Annotated in this window: 15 protein-coding genes; 2 read left to right on the forward strand and 13 right to left on the reverse strand. The window is 62.5% G+C overall.

Going from position 1 to position 22,210, the window contains the following annotated elements; translation table 11 throughout:
* Nucleotides 1–246 precede the first annotated feature (246 nt).
* Nucleotides 247–1,131 carry a formyltetrahydrofolate deformylase gene (gene purU, locus ACGYLX_RS12345; protein ID WP_271691585.1) on the reverse strand — a complete coding sequence of 295 codons (885 nt, stop codon included), beginning with the start codon at nucleotides 1,129–1,131 and terminating at the stop codon, nucleotides 247–249.
* Between the two features lie 234 nt (nucleotides 1,132–1,365).
* Nucleotides 1,366–6,585, reverse strand: coding sequence for a GEVED domain-containing protein (locus ACGYLX_RS12350; protein ID WP_394449812.1), 5,220 nt, complete (start codon nucleotides 6,583–6,585; stop codon nucleotides 1,366–1,368).
* Between the two features lie 271 nt (nucleotides 6,586–6,856).
* Here ACGYLX_RS12350 and ACGYLX_RS12355 point away from each other — a divergent pair, with 271 nt between their 5' ends.
* Both ACGYLX_RS12355 and cueR read left to right on the forward strand, forming a co-directional pair.
* Complete coding sequence (locus ACGYLX_RS12355; RefSeq protein ID WP_394449814.1) at nucleotides 6,857–9,364, forward strand: heavy metal translocating P-type ATPase; 2,508 nt, start codon at nucleotides 6,857–6,859, stop codon at nucleotides 9,362–9,364.
* Between the two features lie 9 nt (nucleotides 9,365–9,373).
* Nucleotides 9,374–9,766, forward strand: a complete 393-nt coding sequence (cueR, locus tag ACGYLX_RS12360) for a Cu(I)-responsive transcriptional regulator (RefSeq protein WP_394449816.1) — start codon at nucleotides 9,374–9,376, stop codon at nucleotides 9,764–9,766.
* A gap of 55 nt (nucleotides 9,767–9,821) precedes the next feature.
* Here the strand turns inward: cueR and choV are convergent, their stop codons facing one another.
* The 11 genes from choV to ACGYLX_RS12415 form a co-directional block, all read right to left on the reverse strand.
* On the reverse strand, nucleotides 9,822–10,838 hold the full coding sequence (gene choV, locus ACGYLX_RS12365; protein WP_067260946.1) for a choline ABC transporter ATP-binding protein: 1,017 nt from the start codon (nucleotides 10,836–10,838) through the stop codon (nucleotides 9,822–9,824).
* Complete coding sequence (gene choW / locus ACGYLX_RS12370) at nucleotides 10,835–11,668, reverse strand: choline ABC transporter permease subunit (protein WP_067260944.1); 834 nt, start codon at nucleotides 11,666–11,668, stop codon at nucleotides 10,835–10,837. Before choW ends, choV begins: the two co-directional genes overlap by 4 nt.
* An 86-nt stretch (nucleotides 11,669–11,754) precedes the next feature.
* Nucleotides 11,755–12,675, reverse strand: coding sequence for a choline ABC transporter substrate-binding protein (gene choX, locus ACGYLX_RS12375; RefSeq protein ID WP_394433880.1), 921 nt, complete (start codon nucleotides 12,673–12,675; stop codon nucleotides 11,755–11,757).
* Nucleotides 12,676–12,803: 128 nt separating this feature from the next.
* Complete coding sequence (locus ACGYLX_RS12380) at nucleotides 12,804–14,420, reverse strand: caspase family protein (protein WP_394449819.1); 1,617 nt, start codon at nucleotides 14,418–14,420, stop codon at nucleotides 12,804–12,806.
* 121 nt (nucleotides 14,421–14,541) lie between these two features.
* Nucleotides 14,542–14,937, reverse strand: coding sequence for a monovalent cation/H(+) antiporter subunit G (gene mnhG / locus ACGYLX_RS12385; RefSeq protein WP_394420090.1), 396 nt, complete (start codon nucleotides 14,935–14,937; stop codon nucleotides 14,542–14,544).
* A complete protein-coding gene (locus ACGYLX_RS12390; RefSeq protein WP_067630872.1) occupies nucleotides 14,934–15,221 on the reverse strand; it encodes a K+/H+ antiporter subunit F in 288 nt (95 codons plus the stop codon). Before ACGYLX_RS12390 ends, mnhG begins: the two co-directional genes overlap by 4 nt.
* Complete coding sequence (locus ACGYLX_RS12395) at nucleotides 15,218–15,718, reverse strand: Na+/H+ antiporter subunit E (protein WP_067260934.1); 501 nt, start codon at nucleotides 15,716–15,718, stop codon at nucleotides 15,218–15,220. The genes ACGYLX_RS12390 and ACGYLX_RS12395 overlap by 4 nt, the downstream gene beginning before the upstream one ends.
* A 1-nt stretch (nucleotide 15,719) precedes the next feature.
* Nucleotides 15,720–17,264 (reverse strand): monovalent cation/H+ antiporter subunit D, encoded by a 1,545-nt coding sequence (locus tag ACGYLX_RS12400; RefSeq protein WP_394449821.1) that lies wholly within the window; start codon nucleotides 17,262–17,264, stop codon nucleotides 15,720–15,722.
* The gene (locus ACGYLX_RS12405) at nucleotides 17,261–17,608 is read right to left on the reverse strand and encodes a Na+/H+ antiporter subunit C (RefSeq protein ID WP_394449823.1); all 348 of its coding nucleotides are present in this window, start codon (nucleotides 17,606–17,608) and stop codon (nucleotides 17,261–17,263) included. Before ACGYLX_RS12405 ends, ACGYLX_RS12400 begins: the two co-directional genes overlap by 4 nt.
* A gap of 1 nt (nucleotide 17,609) precedes the next feature.
* Entirely contained in the window at nucleotides 17,610–20,468 is a 2,859-nt protein-coding gene (locus tag ACGYLX_RS12410; protein WP_394449825.1) for a monovalent cation/H+ antiporter subunit A, read from the reverse strand.
* A gap of 173 nt (nucleotides 20,469–20,641) precedes the next feature.
* Nucleotides 20,642–22,159, reverse strand: a complete 1,518-nt coding sequence (locus tag ACGYLX_RS12415; RefSeq protein ID WP_394449827.1) for a malonyl-CoA synthase — start codon at nucleotides 22,157–22,159, stop codon at nucleotides 20,642–20,644.
* Between the last annotated feature and the right edge of the window lie 51 nt (nucleotides 22,160–22,210).

Below are 22,210 nucleotides of genomic sequence, written 5' to 3' on the forward strand. Positions count from 1 at the left end.
GTAGACCATCTGGTGCCTCTTGACGCCGGGTGGTCCACCACGATAGCCGTTGTTTTGCTGGGGATACCGGCTGAACAGGTGCCTGTAGGAGGAACAGAACCTCCGTGTGGGGGCACCACTTATATCTTTAAATCATACGCTGATCCGCTGCCGTTGCGTGCTAGTTTACGCCTGCCTACAGGCTCGGCCAAGCCGCCCGATGGCCCCGCGCCCCCGCCGCATTCGGCAGACGCGGGGCCGTGGCCCCTAACCCATTCGCTTGGAGCTGTAGCTGCCGGGCGATGCGGGAAAGACCACGGTTTTATTGCCGTTCAGAAACACCCGGTGGTGGGCATGGGCGTGAATCGCGCGCGCCAAGACGCTCGCCTCCACATCGCGACCGAGCGAGACATAATCCGAGGCGCTTTGCGCATGGGTGATGCGCACGATGTCCTGTTCGATGATCGGGCCCTCGTCCAGATCGGCGGTGACGTAATGCGACGTGGCACCGATCAATTTCACGCCCCTTTCATAGGCCTGCTTGTAAGGGTTCGCCCCCTTGAAGGACGGCAGGAAGGAATGGTGAATGTTGATGATCCGCCCTGACATCTTTTGGCACATGGCGTCCGACAAGATCTGCATGTAGCGCGCCAGCACGATCAGCTCGGCGCCGGTTTCCTCCACCACTTCCATGATCCGCGTTTCGGCCTGCGGTTTGTTCTCCTTCGTCACCTTGATGCAGTGAAATGGAATGTCGTGGTTCGCCACGACCTTTTGATAGTCCATATGGTTCGAGATCACGGCGACGATCTCAATCGGGAGCGCGCCGATGCGCACACGGTAGAGCAGATCGTTCAGGCAGTGCCCAAAGCGCGAGACCATGACCACGACCTTCATCGTGGTGTCTTGGTCGTGGAATTCATAGGTCATGCCAAAGGGTTCCGCGACCGCTGTGAACCCCTCGCGCAGGGTCTCGAGCGTGCCACCGGTTTCAGCCTCGGCGCTGATCCGCATGAAGAACTGGCCGTTTTCGGTGTCGTCGAACTGCGCGCTGTCGGTGATGTTGCAGCCGGTTTCGGCGATGTAATTGGCGATGGCGGCGACAATCCCGCGTTGCGAGGGGCAGGTCACGGTCAGGCAGAACTTGGTCATGGGCGGTCCTTAGGGGGGTTGGTCGGGGCGGCAGGGCTTGCGTCGCTTACTCTACCGTTTGCAGGCTCCGCGGGGGAAGGCAAGCGATAGCGCACGTATGACGGGGGTCGCCCATGCCTAGACCAACAGCCCTGCCTAGGTGCCGTTTTCCTATGCGCATCAATGTTGATCATCCGTCAAAAAACGGGCGGCGGCGCATCAAAACGCACCGCCACCCCGGCGAGATCTATCGACCTATTGAATGCCGACCCTGAATTGCACGGCCCCGGTCTCCCCCGGCAACATCTGGCCCGTGCAATTCCACTCGATCGTCCCGGCATAGCTGGCCACATTGCTTGCCGGCACCACCAGATCACAGCTGAGGTTGGGCGAGACTTGTTGCGGATCGACGATAGGCTCCGACAGCTGCGTATAGGGCGGGGTTCTATCGTAGATCTTGACGTTCGACGCCTGCGTGGTCGCGTTGTTTTGCAGATAGATGCGGTACAGAAGGATATCGTTCACACTGCCGAGGTTGGTGGTGCCCTCCCCAGTGCCTTGGGTCTCATTCTCGACCGTTTTGCGCAGTTCGATCTGGGTGGAACGTCCCCCGACCGAAACCTCATCGGTATTGCTGGCCGAACTTGTCACCGTGGTCCGGGCAAATGCCGTGGTCGCCAGCACTTGATAGACGTAGGTACTCCCCTGCCCAGCGCCCGAACCGGCTGATACCCGTGAGACGATACAGATGGTCTCCCCCGTGGTGACGGCGATGGGGCCGGTGATCGGCCCGTCGACGCTATCGTCACAGCCGATATCTTGGAACAGCGCCGCGCTGAACGCGCCGGTGGGGGTCGAGGTGGCACCGGCGTAGGAGAAGGTCACCTGCCCGTCTGAGGTGGCGGTATAGATATGCGGCAAGATCGCAACCTGCCCCTGTGCGACGGTCGTGGTCCGATCGTTGGTCAGACTGGGCAGTTGCAGCAGACCGATGTCCAGCCCCATGCGATTGCCGAAAGCCTCGGGCGTGAAGGTGAATTCACCGTCATGCGGGTTGGTGTCGACCAAATCGGGCAGTCCGGTCGTCGCTTCCGAAATCGCACGGTAATCATTCGCCGGAATCGCACGGATCGTGATCGGGCCACTGTAGCTGCCGGAGAGCCCGTAGCTCCAAGTGCCATCGGTCGCGAGACCGGGGGTCGCCAGCACTGCACCGCCACTGTCGAGGATCTCCAACACCGCCGAAGATGCCCCCCCTTCGCTGCCGTTGCGCAGGGCGTCATGGGCGGTACCGCCATCTGCCCCATTGTCGATAAAGACACGGCCCGTCAAAATCCGCTCTCCGGTGACGAGGGTCAGGGAATAGGAGGCTTCGTCATCGTCGGGCAGTTGGTCGAACAGGTCATCGGTCAGCGGCCCCGTGCTGGGATCGCTGTCGGGATCGGGCAGAGAGCTATAGATGATCTCGGCCTGATTGGTGAAATCACCGCTGCCGAGCACCGTGGTGGTGATCGTCAGGGTCTCGCTCTCACCGCTGAGCAGTTCATCCACGAACCACAAGCCGGTGTCGGGGTCATAGGTATCCCCCGTCGCGGGCGCATCGTCCGAGACATAGGCGAAACCGCTTGGGATCTGGTCGATCACCTTGACCCCCGAGGGCGAGCCACCGCTGACATTGGTGATGGTGATGATCCAATCGATGGTATCCCCTTCTGACACATTGGTAATCGGTGTCGTCGTCCCTGTAGCGGCGGCGATTTTGCTGAGTTCGAGGTCACTGCCAGCCGGATCGAAGCCAAAGTCTTGGTCACTGGTCACGCTATTGCCGGAGACAGGAACCCCAAGCAGCGGGTTGGACGTGCCGATGGTCAGCCCCGAAGGCAGATCGGGGTCCGCTTCGTCCAATGCGACACGGTAGGTCGTGTTCACCATCAACTCCCCCACCGCATAGGTGCCATCGGCCAAGGTATCCGTGGTTACCAGAAAAATGTCATCGGCGGTATTGGCCGGGGTGCCATTGTCGGCAAAGACCGAGATGCCCACGCCCGCGCCGAAATTGGTCTCCCCATTGTCTTTCACGTCCGAGGCATCCGCGTCTTCATAGATGTTGCCCGAGATGCCCCCCAGTGGGATCGGTGCAGGCCCCCGGCAGGAGATGCCATCGCTGCGCCCGCCTTCATCGACCGGAATGCCAGACACCAGTTGCGGCACGCCTGTCGCCGTGGAAATGACGAAGAGGTTATTGGTGGTATTGGAATAGCCATAGAGCCTGCCGTCACGGTCGAACCAGAGCGCGTCGAACATGCCCGCATAGACGGCAGGGCCGATCGCTTGGGGTGTCACGCTCCCCGGGGTGCCGTTGTTGACCGCAGCGCGGAACAGGAAGCCCGAGTTTCTGTCGATCCCATACATAATGCCATCCAAGGGGTTAAAGGCGAGGTCTTCGGGATTGACGCCGATGGAGAGGTTGATCTCGCCCAGAACGATGGGCGTGGCGGGATTGGTCAGATCGACGATCTGCCATGTATTTTGATCAACCTCGTAGATCAGCCGCCCATTCGGCAGGATATCCCCGGCATTCAACGCATCCTCCGCACCAGAAATATTGCCGAAATCCGTGATATCCCCCGCCCCGTCGATCCGGTAGAGCCGGCGGCTGTTCTGATCGACGCCGTAGATATAGCCGTCCAGCGCGTTATAGCCCCAAGCGCCGTCGCGGTTCTGTCCGGTGGTGCCCGACGTCTCCACCGTTGTGGCATAGCTCCCCCCGCCGTCGCGGAAGGTCATACGCCTCAGCGCCGAGGGGCTGTCGACGATGGCATAGAGCGAGGCATCGCAGACCAGCGGCGGCGCATCGCTTGAGATGGTGAGCGTATAGTCCTCCACCTCCCCCTCAAAAGCTATGACAAGGCCAGTGCTGTCGGTCGACCAGCGAAAGCGGGCATAGGTAGGCAGTGTCGTGGCCCCCGCGGGCACAGCCACTTCGAAAAGGATCGTGCCATTGCTGAGGCCGTCCTTATCCTGCGGGCCGCCGTCTTGCAGGTTCACCGCCACCTGCTCTCCGGCTTGGTTGAAGGTGCCATCGCCATCGAAGTCGATAAAGGCCTGCAGATAGGACGACCCCGGCGCGGCAATCAGATCGCTGACTGTCACCGTGATCTCGGCCAGACCACCACGGTAGAATTGCGGCAGGATCACCCCGTCCTCATCATCCGACCCGTCGGCATCATCCCCCGTGGCCCCGATGGAGTTCTGCGTCAGCAGATCGATATCCGGCGGGGTGCTGCCCAGATAGACCTCAGGCGCACCGGGGCCTTCAATGATATGCTGCGGATCGCCATAGCTGGCGGGGGCGTCACCCCGGTCGGCGTCGGGCGGTGTCTTGATGGTGATGCCATAGTCTTCGACCTCCCCATCCTGGGCGGGGGTGATCGCATCAAGCCCCGCGGTCGAGGACCAGCGCAGCCGGACGAAGGTCGGGGTCAGAACGGCGGTGACCGGCACGCTGACAGGGAATGAAATCTCACCATTCACCACCCCGTCGAGGTCTTGCGCCCCGCCGTCTTGGATATCCGTCGCGACCTGATCGCCAAGGAAGAGGCCATCGCCGCCGAAATCAACGAAAGCCTGTAGGTAACCGGTGCCGGGGGTGGGCTCGTTGACCACCACGGTCACTGTTCGAGTCAGATCGCCATAGAGCTGGGGAAAGCTCTCTTCGCTTTCGTCATCCTTCCCGTCGAGGTCGTCGCCGGTGCCATCGACGGAATGTTGCGCCGAGCCGTCGCCGTCACCATTCAGCGCGCCGATCCAATATTGCGCGGTGTCCGCGTGCTGCGGATCGCCATAGGTGACCGGCGCATCCCCCCGGTCGGGGCCGGAGCCTGCGTAGATCGTCGTGGGATCATCACGCCCTTCGCCCGGCCCGTTCGACGCCACGCCATCCCCGTCCCCGGGGTTCTCGGAATCCGACAGGTCCGAGACTGCTGTCCCCCCCGGTGTCTGGGCCGTGACCTGCGCTTGGTTGCTGATCGTGGTGTCCAAATCCTCAGGCACCAGCGTGTAGGTCGCCGTATAGACGGCCTTCTCCCCGACCAGCAGCGTGCCTTCGGGCGACAGCCACGTGGCGGCCTGAAAGGTGATCACCGGGGGCACGCCCTTGCCACTGAACTGCGTCTCGGCAAGCTGCACATTGGTCAGATCGACATTGCCGAAGTTCTCAGCGGTAAAGACATAGGCGATCGTCTCACCCGGATCGGCGTAGCCGTTAAGGTTGGTATCGACCAATTGCGCCAGTTTCAGCAGACCGACAGAGCCCACATCGATCGAGACCTGCGCGGGCGCGGAATAGGCCCGCGGCTCATTCGGCAGGATGATGGGCGATTGATAGCGGTAGCTGATCGGCGTCGGCGCGGCAAAGAAGGCGACGAAGGGTGTGAAGGTCAACTCCCCGGTCAGGTCGTCATAGCTCCATGTGCCCTCCCCCAGAATGTCGAAACCCACCCGGTGGCCCTCGGAATCGGTCACGATGTTCTGCGCCCCGGCAGGGGGGATCAGATCGACAGCCTGTTTCGCATATTCGCTGGGCTGGCCCGAATTATTCGCCGGCGCATTGTTGTTTTCCGTCGCGACACTGTCGTTGAACAGGATGTTGACCACCACAGGCTCGCTCAGCACCTGCTCTTTCAGATCGTCCTGCAAAACGGGCGCTTTGAAGTCACCGCATTGCAGGTCATAGGTCTGCGCTTCGTCATAGGTCGGATTGGCGAGCCGGACGAGGAAGCCATTGTTGGCGGTCCGACCAAAGCGGAAGGTCGAAGTCTGCGGGTAGAAGATTTCAAGCCCAGATACCGGCTGATTGCTATAGTTGCGGTCCCCGGCGAGATAGAACACCTCTGTCCCAAGGTTCGCATCCGGCCCTTCGATATAGCCGCGATAGGTCGTCGCGCTGCGGTCAATGCGGACATATTCGACCGTGCCGTCGCAGACGTTCACATAGACCTGCTCATTCAACGGACCGTCGATGTCATTAATCTGAAAGAAAACATCCGCCACCACCGGCACCCCGCCGGTATTGGTCGTGATGTTATGGGTGCCTGCCTCATAGAGGTAGAAATCCATGAAATGCGGGTCTTGCCCGGTCGCGGTAATCTGGATTTGCCCATTGCCCGAGGCGAAAATATGATCCCGCCCGGCAAAGGCCATTTCACCGACGATATCGACCGACACCCCGCCGACCGTGCCCGCGTTGCGCCACAAGGCCCGCTCCCCCACGCCTGCCCCGACCACGGTGGGCGCGGCGACGGGATTGAGAATAAGCTGCTGCGCCAAGGCGGCTCTGGTCAGCAAAGCCAGTAAGAACAATGTCCAAAACGATGCCGCGATCATCCGAAGCCAAGGCCCCTGCCCTGCCAAGGCCGAAAGGCGGCGCAAGTGCTGCGCCGTGAACGTGCCGAGAAAATAAGTGTAAAAATGCATATCTTTGCTCACAACCTTTTAAGACACAGCCTAGCGACGAAGCGGGTTCTGAGGACTTACGCAGAAAGGTATTAAAATATGCTTCCGGTTATAGGGGCGGTGAAGGGATAGGTGGTCGTCGCTCTTGTGCATATGCCTCTGTGCCCTAGCGGGCCGCAAAGCTGCCGCGCCTGTGCCGCCGTGCTACCAAATCAATTTTCCGAGAATGACCTATTGACCCTCCAGCGACTGGAAGCCCCATATTCAGCCCAGGACGAATAGAGGGCGTGAAATGGGCAAAGCGGAAACACTCACTTTTGGCGTGCAGAACATGAGCTGCGCGTCCTGTGTGGGGCGTGTCGAAAAAGCGCTAAACGCGCTGGACGGGATCGGTGAGGCCCGAGTGAATCTTGCGGCAGAAACCGTGCGCGTGACGGCACACCCCGCGTTTGACGCGGGCGAGCTCGATGCCGCCTTGGCGCAGGCCGGCTACCCGGCGCGCAAGACCACCCATCGGTTGCGGCTGTCGAACATGACCTGCGCCTCCTGCGTGGGCCGTGTGGAGCGCGCGCTGCTTGCGGTGCCGGGGGTGCTCTCGGCCACGGTCAACCTCGCCAGCGAAGAGGCGCGGGTCGAAACATTGGAAGACGCCGATCTTTTGCCCGCCCTGCGCGATACGGCGGCAAAGGCGGGCTATCCCGCCAGCGTCGACACGCCCGAGGTGGGCACCCCCGAGGCCGCGACGCGCAAGGAAGCGGAGGCCATCCACCTCAAACGGATGACCCTGCTGGCCGCCGCGCTCACCCTGCCCGTTTTCGTGCTTGAGATGGGCGGCCATCTGGTGCCCGCTTTCCACCATCGGATCGCGGCGACCATCGGAATGGAGACAAGCTGGCTCATCCAGTTCCTCCTCACCACCGTCGTGCTGGCATGGCCGGGGCGGCGTTTCTATAGCAATGGCCTGCGCGCGCTGGCGAAGGGCGCGCCGGATATGAACTCTCTCGTGGCACTCGGATCGGGGGCGGCGTGGCTCTACTCGGTCACTGCGCTCTTCGCGTCGGGGCTACTGCCCGAAAGCAGCCGCGTGGTCTATTTCGAAGCCGCCGCCGTCATCGTCACGCTGATCCTGCTGGGCCGCTATCTTGAGGCACGCGCCAAGGGGCGCACCGGGGCCGCGATTGCCAAGCTCATGGGCCTGCGCGCCACCAGCGCACGGGTGGAGCGCGACGGCGCCGTCATCGAACTGCCCTTGGAAAAGATCGAAACCGGCGACATCATCTACCTCCGCCCCGGCGAGAAGATCGCCACCGACGGCATCGTCGTCGAAGGGCAATCCTACGTCGATGAAAGCATGATCACCGGTGAGCCTGTGCCGGTGGAAAAGACCGGCGGCGCGGCTCTTGTCGGCGGCACGGTCAATGGCACCGGCAGCCTGACCTATCGCGCCACCAAGGTGGGCGGCGACACGGTTCTGGCGCAGATCATCCGCATGGTCGAAGAGGCCCAAGGCGCGAAACTGCCCATTCAGGACTTGGTCAACCGCATCACCCTGTGGTTCGTCCCCGCGGTCATCGCCGTGGCGCTGGTGACCTTTGGCCTGTGGCTGGCCTTCGGCCCCTCGCTCAGCCACGCATTAGTGGCGGCGGTGGCGGTGCTGATCATCGCCTGCCCCTGTGCCATGGGGCTGGCCACACCCACGTCGATCATGGTCGGCACTGGGCGGGCGGCGCAATTGGGCGTGCTATTCCGGCAAGGCGATGCGCTGCAAAGCCTGCAAAGCGTCACGACCGTTGCCTTGGACAAGACCGGCACCCTGACCAAGGGCACCCCCGAACTTACCGACCTCGTGCTGATGAACGACCTGACCGAAGATGAGGTGCTGCCCCTGATCGGCGCGGTCGAGGCGCGCTCGGAACATCCCATCGCCCAAGCCATCCTGCGCCGGGCCGAAGCGGCTGGCCCCGTGCCGCGCGAAGTCAGCGATTTCCAATCCCATACCGGCTACGGCGTCAGCGCATTGGTGGCGGGCCGCCGGATCACGCTGGGCGCGGACCGGCTGATGACCCGCGAGGGGATTGATCTGGGCAATGCCCAGCGGATCAGCGCGGATCTGGCCAAGGTGGGAAAAACCCCACTTTTCGCCGCGATCGACGGCCAGTTGGCGGCGGTCATCGCCGTGGCGGACCCGATCAAACCCGGCACGCCCGAGGCCATCGCGCGGCTGCACGACCTCAACCTCGAAGTGGCGATGATCACCGGCGACAACCGCGGCACGGCAGAGGCCATCGCGGCGCAACTGGGCATCGACCGCGTCGTCGCCGAGGTGCTGCCCGATGGCAAAGTGGCCGCCATCGACGACCTGAGAAAAGGCGACAACCGCATCGCCTACGTGGGCGACGGGATCAACGACGCGCCCGCGCTTGCGCAGGCCGATGTCGGGCTGGCCATCGGCACCGGCACCGATGTGGCGATCGAAGCGGCGGATGTGGTGCTGATGTCGGGCGATCTGCGCGGCGTGGTCAATGCCATCGACGTAAGCCAGCGCAGCATGGCGAATATCCGGCAAAACCTCTTCTGGGCCTTCGGCTATAACGTCCTGCTGATCCCCGTGGCCGCCGGGGCCTTCTACCCGCTGACCGGCTGGCTCTTGTCGCCCGCGCTGGCCGCCGGGGCAATGGCCTTGTCGAGCGTTTTCGTTCTCAGCAACGCCCTGCGCCTGCGCTGGATCGCCGCCCCTCTGACTGAGAGCGCCAGCCCCTCCCATGGCCCCCGGGCCGCCGCCCCCGTGGCCGCAGAATAGGATCGTCCCATGAACATCGGAGAAGTCTCACAACGCACCGGGTTGCCACCCAAAACCATCCGCTATTACGAGGATATCGGGCTGGTCAAACCGCTGCGCGACGCCAATGGCTACCGTGCGTTCCGTGAAAGCGAGATGCACAAGCTCGCCTTTCTGGGCCGCGCCCGCACGCTGGGGTTCAGCATCGAGGATTGTCGCAACCTGCTGGCGCTATGGGAGGACAAGAACCGCGCCAGCGCCGATGTGCGCGCCATCGCCGAAGACCATCTGGCGCAGATCGAGGCCAAGATCAGCGGCCTGCAAGAGATGCGCGACACGCTCAGCACGCTGGTCCGCGACTGTGCGGGCGATGACCGGCCAGATTGTCCGATTTTGAAGACGCTTGGGACGGCGGCGAACTGATCCTATTAACCACGGGGGCAGCGCTGCCCTCCGTGAGAGGCGGGTGGACCCCGCCCTAGCGTTTCAGCCGTTCCACGATGCTATGCGCCGTCACCGTGCCAATCTGCCTGCCCTCCTCCATCACCGCGAAACCCGCTTCCGGGCCGCGCAGACCGTCCATCAGATCCCGTACCGGCGTCTCGGCGCTGGTCTCGGGATGGGCGGCCCCATCGGCAGGCCCCATCACATCGCGGGCGGTCAACACCTCAAGCGGGTTCATATTGGCCACGAACTCCGCCACATAGTCCGAGGCGGGGTTCGAGAAAATCTCGCGCGGGGTGCCGATCTGCACGATGCGCCCCCCTTCCATGATGGCAATACGCCCGCCCAGTTTGAACGCCTCATCAAGGTCATGGCTGACGAAAATGATCGTGCGGTTAAGATCGCGTTGCAGGTCCAACAACTCATCCTGCAACCGCGTGCGGATCAGCGGATCGAGCGCCGAAAAAGGCTCATCCATCAGCAGGATCGGCGCTTCGGTGGCAAAGGCACGGGCAAGGCCCACACGCTGCTGCATTCCGCCCGAAAGCTCCCCCACCTTGCGGTCAGCCCAATCGCTGAGCCCCACCAGCTTCAACTGCCGCTCGGCCCGCTCCAACCGCTCGCCCTTGGGCACATTCGACAGTTCCAAACCAAGCGCCACATTGTCGCGCACCGTGCGCCAGGGCAGCAGGCCGAACTGTTGGAACACCATCGACACGCCTTCACGGCGCACCCGGCGCAGCTCTGCCGCGTTGCTCTCATGCACATCGCAGGACCAGCCCTCGGCATGAACCCGCACGGTGCCGCGCACCATCGGGTTCAGCCCGTTCACCGCCCGCAACAGCGTTGATTTGCCCGAGCCCGACAGGCCCATCAGCACAAGGATTTCGCCATTCTCAACGGTGAGCGAGCAGTCATGCACGCCCAGCACCTGCCCTGTCGCCGCTTCGATCTCGGCGCGGCTTTGGCCTTCGTCCATCAGAGGCAAAGCCTTTTCAGGCTTGTCGCCAAAGACGATGGATACGTTATCGAATTCTACTGCTTTCGTCATTTCCGTCCCACCCGCAGGATACGGTCGAGCATGATCGCCACGACAACGATCACCAACCCGGATTCAAATCCCAAGCCTGTGTTGACTTGGTTCAGGGCACGTACCACCGGCACGCCCAAACCGTCTGCGCCCACCAATGCTGCGATCACCACCATCGACAGCGACAGCATGATGGTCTGGTTCAGACCCGTCATGATCTGCGGCAACGCATAGGGCAGCTCAATCTTCCACAGCGTCTGGCGCGGCTTGGCGCCGAACGCCTGCGCGGCCTCAAGAAGCGCCTTGGGGGTCGAGGAGATGCCAAGCTGCGTCAGCCGGATCGGCGCGGGCAGCACGAAGATCACCGTGGCGATTAACCCGGGCACCATGCCGATGCCGAAAAAGACAATCGCGGGGATCAGATAGACGAAGGTCGGCAGCGTCTGCATCAGGTCCAAGACCGGGGCCACCCATGCATAAAGCCGGGGCCGATGCGCCACGGCGATGCCAATCGGCACGCCCACACCCATACAGACCACACAGGCCGAGAGCACCAGCGTCAAGCTCTCCATCGTCTCTTCCCAGTAATCTTGGTTCAGAATGAATAGAAAGCCGAGCACCACAAAGGCCACGGTTTTCCAATTGCGCTGAATGGCCCAAGTGATCGCGGCGAAGACGGCAATCAGGATCAGCGGATGCGGGGTTTGCAGCACCCAGAGGATCGCCTCAATCAGCCGTTCCATCAGGTCCGACAGCCCGTCAAAGAACCACGCCCCGTTCGTTTGCAACCAATCCAGCGCGTCTTCGGCCACATCGGCCACGGGGATCTTGTTTTCTGTCAGCCAGTCCATGTCAGTCCTTCAGGATTGGAGAATTGCGCATGAGAATGACCCGCCCCATCGATCTGGAGCGGGTCTTGTCCATCATAGCGTGAGGATCACTTCAGCGAAGCGACAGCTTCCATCGCATCGCCGCCATCGACGGTGGTCACACCGTCCAGCCATGTGTCGAGCACGTCGGCGTTCGCCTTGATCCAAGCTGCGGCGGCCTCTTCCGGCTTTTCGCCATCATCGAGGATCGCGCCCATGATCTCGTTCTCCATCTCAAGGCTGAATTCGAGGTTCTGGAGGAATTTGCCAAGGTTCGGGCATTCTTCGACGAAACCGGCGCGGGTGTTGGTGTAAACCGTCGCACCGCCCAGATCGGGGCCAAAGTAATCGTCACCACCTTCAAGATAGGTCAGGTCGAAGTTGGCGTTCATCGGATGCGGCTCCCAACCAAGGAAGACAACAGGCTCTTCCTTGCGGCTGGCGCGCTGCACCTGTGCCAACATGCCCTGCTCGGAGGATTCGACGACTTCGAACTCGCCCAGCTCAAAGGCATTCTCGTCGATCATCGACTGGATCAGGCGGTTGCCGTCATTGCCCGGCTCAATGCCGTAGATCTTGCCTTCCAGCGCGTCGGCGTTGGCGGCGATGTCGGCGAAGGTTTTGATCCCCATGTCGGCGGCGGCCTTGTTGACGGCCAGCGTGTATTTCGCGCCTTCGAGGTTTGCGCGCACGGTATCGACGCTGCCCTCTTCACGGTATTTCGCGATATCGCCTTCCATGGTGGGCATCCAGTTGCCCAAGAACACGTCGATGTCGCCCGATGCCATGGAGGTATAGGTCACCGGCACGGCGAGGATTTTGGTCTCGGTGTCATAGCCGAGCGCATCGAGCACGACAGAGGTGGCGGCTGTGGTGGCGGTGATATCGGTCCAGCCCACGTCGGAGAAGGTGACTTCGCTACACTCGGCAGCGGCCAGCGAGGTCGCGGCGACCGTCGCCAAAGCGGATGTCATAAGCAGTTTTTTCATTGGTGTTCTCCCCAGAGAAGTTTTTATTGACTGATGCGCCAATCAAAAGCCATCGGCCGCGATATTGCAACCGGATTAATTTTGCCAACCTACTGGAGGGCAAAATGCAATACTACTTGTTTCAAAACTCACCCCCGCGCGGCCTGTTTGGGGCGCAGAACCGGGGTGACATTTTCATCCGCGCCGGGCTCTGGCTCGGCATCGATTTCGGGGGCGTCTTCGGCTTGGGTTGTCGTCTCTTGGTCAGGCTCCTCCTGCGGCGTCTCGGATGCTATCGGAGAGGTTTCCGACGTCTCGCCCTCCGGCGTTTCCTCAGTCGTTTCAGTGGCTTCGCCCGGAAGCGCGCCAGTCTCCATCCCAAATGCCGCGCGGATCGCGGCTTGAGTACCGTCGCCATAAAGCCCGTCAATCGCACCGTCATAAAACCCGACATCCGACAGCTTGCGTTGCAGCGCTTTGCGGGTGTCGCTGTCGAACAAACGCGGCTCCTCCTGCATCAGCCCCAGCAGGGTGCCATCCCCTGCCCGCAGCGCGCGATAGAGGTAGAGCGCGGCGTCCGCAGCACCGCGCCCTGGCACTTTGTCATCGTCGATCATCGCGGCAAAGTTGAACATCGCTGCAGGGTGTCGCCTATCGGCTGCACGGCGGAAGTAATCAAGCGCCAGTTCGGGGTCGGCCTTTTGCCCCAATTCGCCCTGCAAATGGATGAAGCCCAGATCGTTCAAGGCCCCGGCATGACCCCGCTCGGCAGCGTCGCGATAAAGCTGCATCGCGCGGTCCTCGTCTTGCTCTACCCCTCGGCCCTCTTCGTAAAGCTGGGCCAGTTGATACCGCGCCTCGGCTGAGCCGGTCTCAATCGCGCGCATGAGCTGCGCCGCCGCATTCTGCGGATCATAGCGCGGATCGTCGGGATCGCTTTGCAGGGCGGCGAGGCCGAGTTGCGAGCGGGTATCGCCCTGCCCCGCCAAGTCGGCCAAACGCTGGCCCTGTGTCTCGTTCAAATCGGCCCAGCTACGCGGGGCCGCTTCCCCGTCACCGCTGCCGAGGAAGAACGGCGTCGGGTTCAGCCGCCCATAGCGCCGCGCCGAGAGGCTGCCACCGCTGCGGCTGTGCAAAGCCGCGCGGAAATCGTCCAGCATAGCCCCGACTTCGACCTCTGGCTCGGCCACCACCTCGGCCAGCGTTGCGGCGAAAAGGCCCGCGTTTTCACCGCTCTCGTTACAAGCGCCCACCTCGCCAGAAGTCACGACCAACGTGCCAAGGCGTGGCTCAGGCGGTGGCAAGGGCGCGGTGGCTTGCTGCGGGGCGGCGTGGCAGTTGTCGAGCAGAACAAGCCGTATCTGCCGCGCCTTGCCCGCCGCACGCAGGAGCGCAGGCAGGGCAACCCCCTCGCGCCGCAGCACCGAGGCCGGGGCCAAGGGCGCGTCGATCGGGATCAGATAGCTCTGCCCCCCGGATGCGACACGGCGGCCTGCGTAGTAAATCAGGGCGATGTCCGCCGTTTCGGCCTGAAAGGCAAAGTCGGATAGCGCTTGTTTGAACGCCGCGCTCTCGGCGTCGATCAGCGTGGTGACGTCGAAGCCCTGCCCGTCCAGCGCCTTGGTCAGCCGCGCCGCATCCGCGCGCGGGCCGTCAAGCGCGGCGGCATCCTCATAGGCCGAGTTCCCGATGACCATCGCCACACGGTCTTGCGCCGCTGCGGCGAAGGGCAGGAACAACATCAGCAGAAGCGCGGTCAGACGCATATGGCAGGATCCTTTCGGTCAGCTTTGGTTGGGCAGCGCCGCCCATTAACCTATGCTGGCAGGAAAAGGTTTCCACCATCGTAACAGTTTGAAATGAATCCGACCTTGCCCCCCCCCTGCCTCAGGCGTGGGGCGATGTCTCCTCGATCTCGCGATCTTCTTCCGGCACGTTCAGCGTGGCCCAAGTATCGCCATCCGGCAGCTCCGGCGGGTTTGGCAGGCAATCGCGACGATGGATATTCGCCTTGGCCATGAAATTAGCCGACACCGGCGCGGTGACAAAGATGAAGGCCATGATCAGCAGCTCATGCAGCGACCCCGTGCCCGAAAGGAAAGAGTTCACCATGGCCGCCAGCAGATAGGCCCCGATCCCCAGCGTCGCGGCCTTGGTCGGCGCGTGCAGACGGGTCATTGGATCATTCAGCTTGAGCAGGCCAATCCCGGCGACAAGCACAAAGAAACTGCCGATCACCAGCAGCGCGATAACGAAATAGGTGGCGATGACGTCGGGGCTCATTCGATGATATCTCCGCGCAGGACGAAACGGGCATAGGCTACGGTCGATACGAAGCCGAGCATGGCGATGATCAGCGCGGCCTCGAAATAGATCTGTGTGCCCTGCAGGATGCCCAGCAAAACGATGATGCCGATGGCGTTGATGAACATCGTGTCCAGCGCCAGAATACGGTCCCCGGTGCCAGGGCCGATCCACAGACGGATCATCGCCATGAACTGCGCGATGGCGACGAGGGTCAGCGCGCCGTAGAGCGCCAGCGTCAAAAGGTCGGTCGCTTGGGTCATACGAAAATCTCCTTCAAGCGGCGTTCGTAGCGGTCTTTGATCTCATCGCGCACCGCGTCGGGGTCGCTCGCGTCCAGCGCGTGTACCAAAAGGTAGCGCCCGTTGTCCGACAGGTCCGCCGAGACGGTGCCGGGGGTCAGCGTGATGGTGCCCATCAGAATCGTGATCGCCTCGGGTTCTTTCAGGTCCAACGGCACGACGACCCAAGCGGGCGACATGCTGGCGTTGGATTTGGTCAGGATGATCCAAGCCACTTGAATATTGGCGATGACGATATCCCAAATCACCAAGAGCACATAGGCCAACGTCCGCAGCGGGCGGATGCCCTGCGCGCGGTCGGTCCACCAGCGCGCGGTCAAGATCGGGATCACGACGCCAAGGATCAGACCAAAGACCAGCATGCCTGCGCTGAACTTGTTTTGCAGCAGGATCCACACCGCCGTCAGCAGCAGGGTCAGAAACGGGTGCGGCAAAAGCCAACGGATCGGTCGCATCATGTCAATGGGCCTCCTCTTTGCCGTCCGACAGTTTGCCGGGGGTCTCCAACACGGTGGTCAGGTAACGTTCCGGCCCGAACAATTGCTTTGAAATCGCAGTGGCATATTGGGTGGCCGGTCCGGCCAGCAGCGTATGTGCCACCAGCAGGGCCAAGAGCGCGCCCACCGCGACATAGCTCAGCGCCGAAGGGCGCTCAGCGGGGGTCGCCCCCTCCTCCGGGGTGACGCTGCGCGCCTCCCAGAAGACCACGCTGCCCGCGCGGCCAAAGCCCACGAGGCTCAAAAGGCTCGCGCCCAAGATCACGGCCCAGATCCAGACCCAAGCATCGCTGGCGGCGGCGGCATCCATGATCAGCAGCTTGCCCAGAAAGCCCGAAAGCGGCGGCACGCCGACCATGGCGATGGCGGCAACAAAGAACAGGGCCGAGGTCAGCTTGGCCCCCGCCACCTGCGGCTGCGCCGTCAGATCAAGGTTGTCGCGCCCGGCCCGCGCCAGATCGGCGATCAGGAACAACGCGCCCGCGGCCAGTGTCGAATGCACGATATAGTAAAGCGCCGCCGCAATCCCCTCGGGCGTGAACAGCGTGATCGAAATCATCACCATGCCCATGGAGCCGATGACGGAAAAGGCCACCATACGGTCCAACTGCTTGGCCGCCAGCACGCCGATCATGCCAAGCGCCAGCGACAGCAGTGCTGCGGGCAGCAGCCATGTGGTGTGCAGATCCGCCGTCACGGCCAGTTCGGGCGGGAAGATCAGCGTATAGACGCGGATGATCGCATAGGCGCCGACCTTGGTCATGATGGCGAAAAGCGCCGCCACCGGGCCGGGCGCTTCGGCATAGCTCGACGGCAGCCAGAAATGCAGCGGCACCACGGCGGCTTTGACCGCAAAGACCATCAAGAGCAGCACCGCCGCAATGCGGATGCCCACGGTCGCGCCCGCGTCGATCAGGGCAACGCGCTGCGCCAGATCGGCCATGTTGAGCGTCCCCGTCTCGGCATAGATCGCACCAAGCGCAAAGAGGAACAACGTCGAGCCCAGCAAGTTATAGAGCACATATTGCACCCCTGCCCGCAGACGCGGCGTGCCACCGGCGTGGATCATCAACCCGTAGGAGGCGATCAGCAGCACTTCGAAAAAGACGAAGAGGTTGAAAAGGTCGCCCGTCAGGAAGGCGCCCATGATCCCCATCAGCTGGAACTGGAACAGCGCATGAAAATGCCGCCCGCGTTCGTCCCATTTGGAGCCGATGACATAGAGCAGTACAAACAGCGCCAGCACCGCCGTCAGCGTGACCATCAGCGTCGACAGGCGGTCGCCGACCAGCACGATGCCAAAGGGCGCGGCCCAATCGCTGAGACGGTAGAGCATGACATTGCCGCTCGCCGCCTCGACCGACAGGCCAAGCCCCACGACGACCAGCGCAAGCGCGCCAAAGAGCGACAGCACCCGCTGGATGGTGATGTGATAGCGTGCGGCCAGAATGATGAAAGGCGCGATAAACGCAGGCAGCACGATGGGCAGGATCAGCCAATGGGTCATGTGCGGTCCTCCGCCTTGGTATCGGTCAGCGGGTCGTCCACATGGTCATCCTTATTGCCCAGATAGGCCCCGAGGGCGATCATCACCACCACGGCGGTCATGCCAAAGGAAATCACGATGGCGGTCAGCACCAGCGCTTGCGGCAGCGGATCGGTATAGCGCGCGGCATCGCTCAGGATCGGCGGTGCGCCCACGGTCAAACGGCCCGAGGCAAAGAGAAAGACGTTCACCGCATAGGTCAGCAGCGACGTGCCCATGATGACGGGAAAGCTCCGCAAGCGCAGCACGAGATAGAGGCCAGAGGCCGTCAGGATGCCGATGGCGGATGCGACGAGAAGTTCCATGTTATGCCTCCGCCTTGGTGTTGTCTTCGCGCGATGGGTCGATGTCCATCGGGTGATCGGCCTCGGGCACATGCGCCCGGCGCGCCAGCCGCGAAAAGCTTTCGAGCGACAGCATCACCGCCCCGACGACAGCGAGGAACACGCCAAGGTCAAAGAGCGCGGCAGTCGCCAGTTCGAACTTGTCGAAGGGCGGGATGCGCACATAGGTGAAGTCCGACGTGAGGAACGGTTTGGCAAAGAGCCACGAGCCGATCCCCGTCAGCCCCGCGATCAAGACGCCGGTGCCGATGATCCCATGATAAGGATAGCGCAGCCGCGCCGAGGCCCAGGCAAAGCCGCTGGCCATATATTGCATCACCACGGCGATAGAGACGATCAGACCGGCGATGAAACCGCCGCCCGGCTCGTTATGGCCGCGCAGGAAGATGTAGAAACCCACCATCAGCACCACCGGCATGATCACGCGGGTCATCACCACCATCATCATCGGGTGCCGGTCGCCCGCGCGCGGCTGGTCGGGCTTGCGGTTCAGCAAACGCGCGCGCACCGGGCCCGAGAGCAGCGTCTCGGTCAGCGCGTAGATCAGCAGGGCGGCAATGCCCAACACGATGATCTCACCATAGGTGTCGAAACCGCGGAAATCGACGAGGATCACGTTCACCACATTGGTACCGCCGCCACCCTTATAGGAGTTGGCAAGGTGGAATTCGGAAATGCTCGGCGCCACGGTGTCGCGCAGCAGGTAGTGATAGGACAGCGCCATGGTCGCCGCCCCCGCCGCGAGGGAGACGACAACGTCCCGCGTCCGGCGCAGCACGCTGCTTTCGATCGGTGTGCGGTTGGGCAGGAAGTTCAGCGCCAAGAGCAGCAGGATGATCGTCACCACCTCGACCGTCAGCTGGGTCATCGCCAAGTCGGGCGCGCTGAAGAAGACGAAACCAGCCGAGACGATCAGCCCGACGATGCCGATCAGGATCAGCGACAACAGGCGGTTGCGGTGCAGGAAGACAAGGCCGCAGGCCGCCGCGACCAGCATCAGCCAGCCCGCGATCTGCACGGCATTCGTCGGTTGCAGCGTGCGGCTCGCCGCGCCCACTGTGCCGGTGGCCCAAGCGTAATAGCCCACGCCCACGACGGTCACCGCCATCACGGCGGCATAGCGCGAGAAAGCCCCGTTGTGCAGCCGCAGCGATACCGCCTGCGACAGGCCGACAGACGCCGCGATGATCCGGTCAAAGATACGCTTGGCCTCGGGCCGGGGTGCGGCATCCCAGATGCGCAGCAAGGGGGTGAAGAGCGCCAGCAGGATCAGCCCGCCCACGACCGCGATGATCGACATATAAAGCGCCGGTCCCAGCCCGTGCCAGATTTTGAAATGCGCAGAAGACATCTCGGCTGCATCGCCAAGGACAGAGGCGGTCACCAGCTTGACGAAAGGCTCGGCCAGAAACGGCGCGAGGCCGATCACCACCACGGGGATAATCAAAAGCGCTGGCGGCAGCCAGAGGCCGGGCTTGGGGTCATGCGGATGATCGGGATAGTCGTCGCGCTCTCTGCCAAGGAAAGTATGGCCGATCAGCCGGAAACTATAACCCGCCGAGAAGAGTGCGCCAAAGGTCGCCAGCGCGGGCACCAGCCATGGCAAATTGAAAAGCGTGGTGTGCAGCGTCTCTTCCAGCATCATCTCTTTCGACAGGAAGCCATTGAACAGCGGGATCCCCGCCATCGAAAGCGACGCCAGCGTGGCGATCACGAAGGTCACCGGCATCAGATGCCGCAGTCCGCCCAAACGGCGGATGTCGCGCGTATGCACCGCGTGATCCACGATCCCCGCCGACATAAAGAGTGCCGCCTTGAAGGTCGCGTGGTTCAGGATGTGAAACACCGCCGCCAGCGCGCCAAAGGCCGTGCCAGTGCCCAGAAGCATGGTAATCAGACCAAGGTGACTGACGGTCGAGAAAGCCAAGAGCGCCTTCAGGTCATGTTTGAACAGCGCGATCACCGCGCCCAGCACCATGGTGATCAGCCCCGCCGTGGTGACGATGACGAACCACTCCGGCGTGCCCGAGAGCACCGGCCACATCCGCGCCATCAGGAAGATACCTGCCTTCACCATCGTGGCGGAGTGCAGATAGGCCGAAACCGGCGTTGGTGCTGCCATGGCGTGGGGCAGCCAGAAGTGGAAGGGAAACTGCGCCGATTTGGTGAAACAGCCTAGCAGGATCAGGATCAGCGCGGGCAGATAGAGTGGCGAGGCTTGGATCGCCTCGCGGTTTTCCAAGATCACGCTCAGGTCATAGCTGCCGACGATCTGCCCCAGCAGCAACATGCCACCGATCATCGCAAGCCCGCCCATGCCCGTCACGGTCAGCGCCATCCGCGCCCCTTGGCGGCCTTCGGGGAGATGCTTCCAATAGCCGATCAGCAGGAAGGATGACAGCGAGGTCAGCTCCCAGAAGATAAGCAGAATCAACACGTTATCACTTAGAACAATACCGACCATCGCACCTTGGAAGAGCAATAGATAGGTGAAAAACTCACCCATATGATCGTCGCGCGACAGATAAGAGCGCGCATAGGCGATGATGAGCAGACCGATGCCAAGGATCAGACAGGCAAAGAAAAAGCCAAGACTGTCGAGCATCAAGGTCAGGTTCAGACCAAGCTGCGGGATCCAATCAACCCGCGCGGTCAGCACCTCTCCGGCCAATACGGCGGGCAAATGGGTGAGCAGGCCCACAAAGGCCACGAGGGTAACCATGAAGGTGACCCCGGCGCAGGCTTGGCGCCCTGCGGAATTCATCAGTCCGGGTAGCAAAGCACCAAGGAAAGGCAAGGCAACGATAAGGAAGAGGGACACGCGAACTCCTGATCTAGCGGACTGAAAGGTCACCACGTTCTGTAGAAATTTTCCCGGCACCTCAAGCGAAACCGGGCATTAAACGCCAGATTGTCGCAGGTTACGCCCCCGCCCTACCCCGTGGGAGGGGATGCCCGTGCCTTTGCCCGTCCGACAGTCCCCCTCGGGCCGCGTCACCCCGGCTGGAAGAGGTTCCGGTAGTTTTCGCGCAGCACGTTCTTCTGCACCTTACCCATCGTGTTGCGCGGCAGTTCCGGCAGCACGATCAACTTCTGGGGCTGTTTGAACTTGGCCAACGATCCGGCCACGTCCGCGGCGATCTGCTCCACGTCCAGCTCCACACCCCGGCGTGCCACCAGAACCGCCACGACGCTTTCGCCAAAATCGGGATGCGGCACGCCGATCACCGCGCTTTCCAACACGCCCGGTTGGTCGTCGAGCAGCAGTTCGACCTCCTTGGGGTAGATGTTATAGCCGCCCGAGATGATCAGATCCTTGTCGCGGCCCACGATGGTGACATAGCCATCCGCATCGCGCCGCCCCAGATCGCCGGTGATGAAAAACCCGTCTTCGCGCAATTCGGCGGCAGTCTTCTCGGGCATTTGCCAATAGCCTTTGAAGACGTTGGGACCGCGCACTTCGATGCTACCAATCTCGCCATCCGGCAGGGTCGCGCCGGTTTCGGGGTCGGTGATCTTCAACTCCACATCCGGCAGCGGCAGGCCCACGGTGCCCGCACGGCGCTCGCCCTCATAGGGGTTACTGGTGTTCATATTGGTCTCGGTCATGCCGTAACGCTCAAGGATACGGTGGCCGGTCCGGGTCTCGAAATCCACATGGGTTTCAGCCAAAAGCGGGGCGGAGCCCGAGATGAACAGCCGCATATTCGCCGCCGTCTCACTGGTAAAACGCGCGTCGTCCAACAGCCGGGTGTAGAAGGTGGGCACCCCCATCATCGCGGTGGCATGGGGCATCCGGTCGATCAGTCGGTCGATGTCGAGCTTGGGCATAAAGATCATCGCACCCCCCGCCACCAGCGTCACATTGGTCGCCACGAACAGCCCGTGGGTGTGGAAGATCGGCAGCGCATGGAGCAGCACGTCTGCATTGGTAAAACGCCACAGATCGGCCAGCGTCTGCGCGTTGGACAAAAGGTTCGCCTGCGTCAGCATCGCCCCCTTTGAGCGCCCCGTCGTGCCGGAAGTATAGAGGAAGGCCGCCAGATCATCGCCCCCGCGCGCGACGGTCTCGAACTGATCGGGGGCCGAGGCTGCGCGATCCGCAAAGCTGCCATCGTTTTCGCTGCCCAGCGTCTCAAGCTGGCAGCCCGTGTCCTTGGCCAGCGGCACCATCTCATTGCGCCGCGCAGGCTGGCAGACAAACGCCGCCGCCCCACTGTCGGTCACGAAATAGCGCACCTCATCCGCCGTATAGGCCGGGTTCAGCGGCAGAAAGATCACCCCCGCCTGCACGCAAGCGGCATAGAGCGCCAGCGCATCGGCGGATTTGTCGATCTGCACCGCCAGCCGGTCGCCCGGCTGCACCCCCAGCCCGCTCAGCACATTGGCAAAGCGGCCCGCCCGGCTCAGAAAGCCCGCATGGGTCAGCGTCACCCCGCCCTCAAGGTGCAGAAAGGCGGTCGTCTTGCCAGCGTGACGGCCAAACAGAGTGTCATAAAGGGGGTTCGCCATCACGGTGCTCCTCACGTGTTGTTCTTGGGAAAGCCGATTGCCTCCTCGCGG

Origin of the sequence: Sulfitobacter sp. 1A13496 (assembly GCF_043557225.1) — a bacterium.
Classification (GTDB): domain Bacteria; phylum Pseudomonadota; class Alphaproteobacteria; order Rhodobacterales; family Rhodobacteraceae; genus Sulfitobacter; species Sulfitobacter faviae.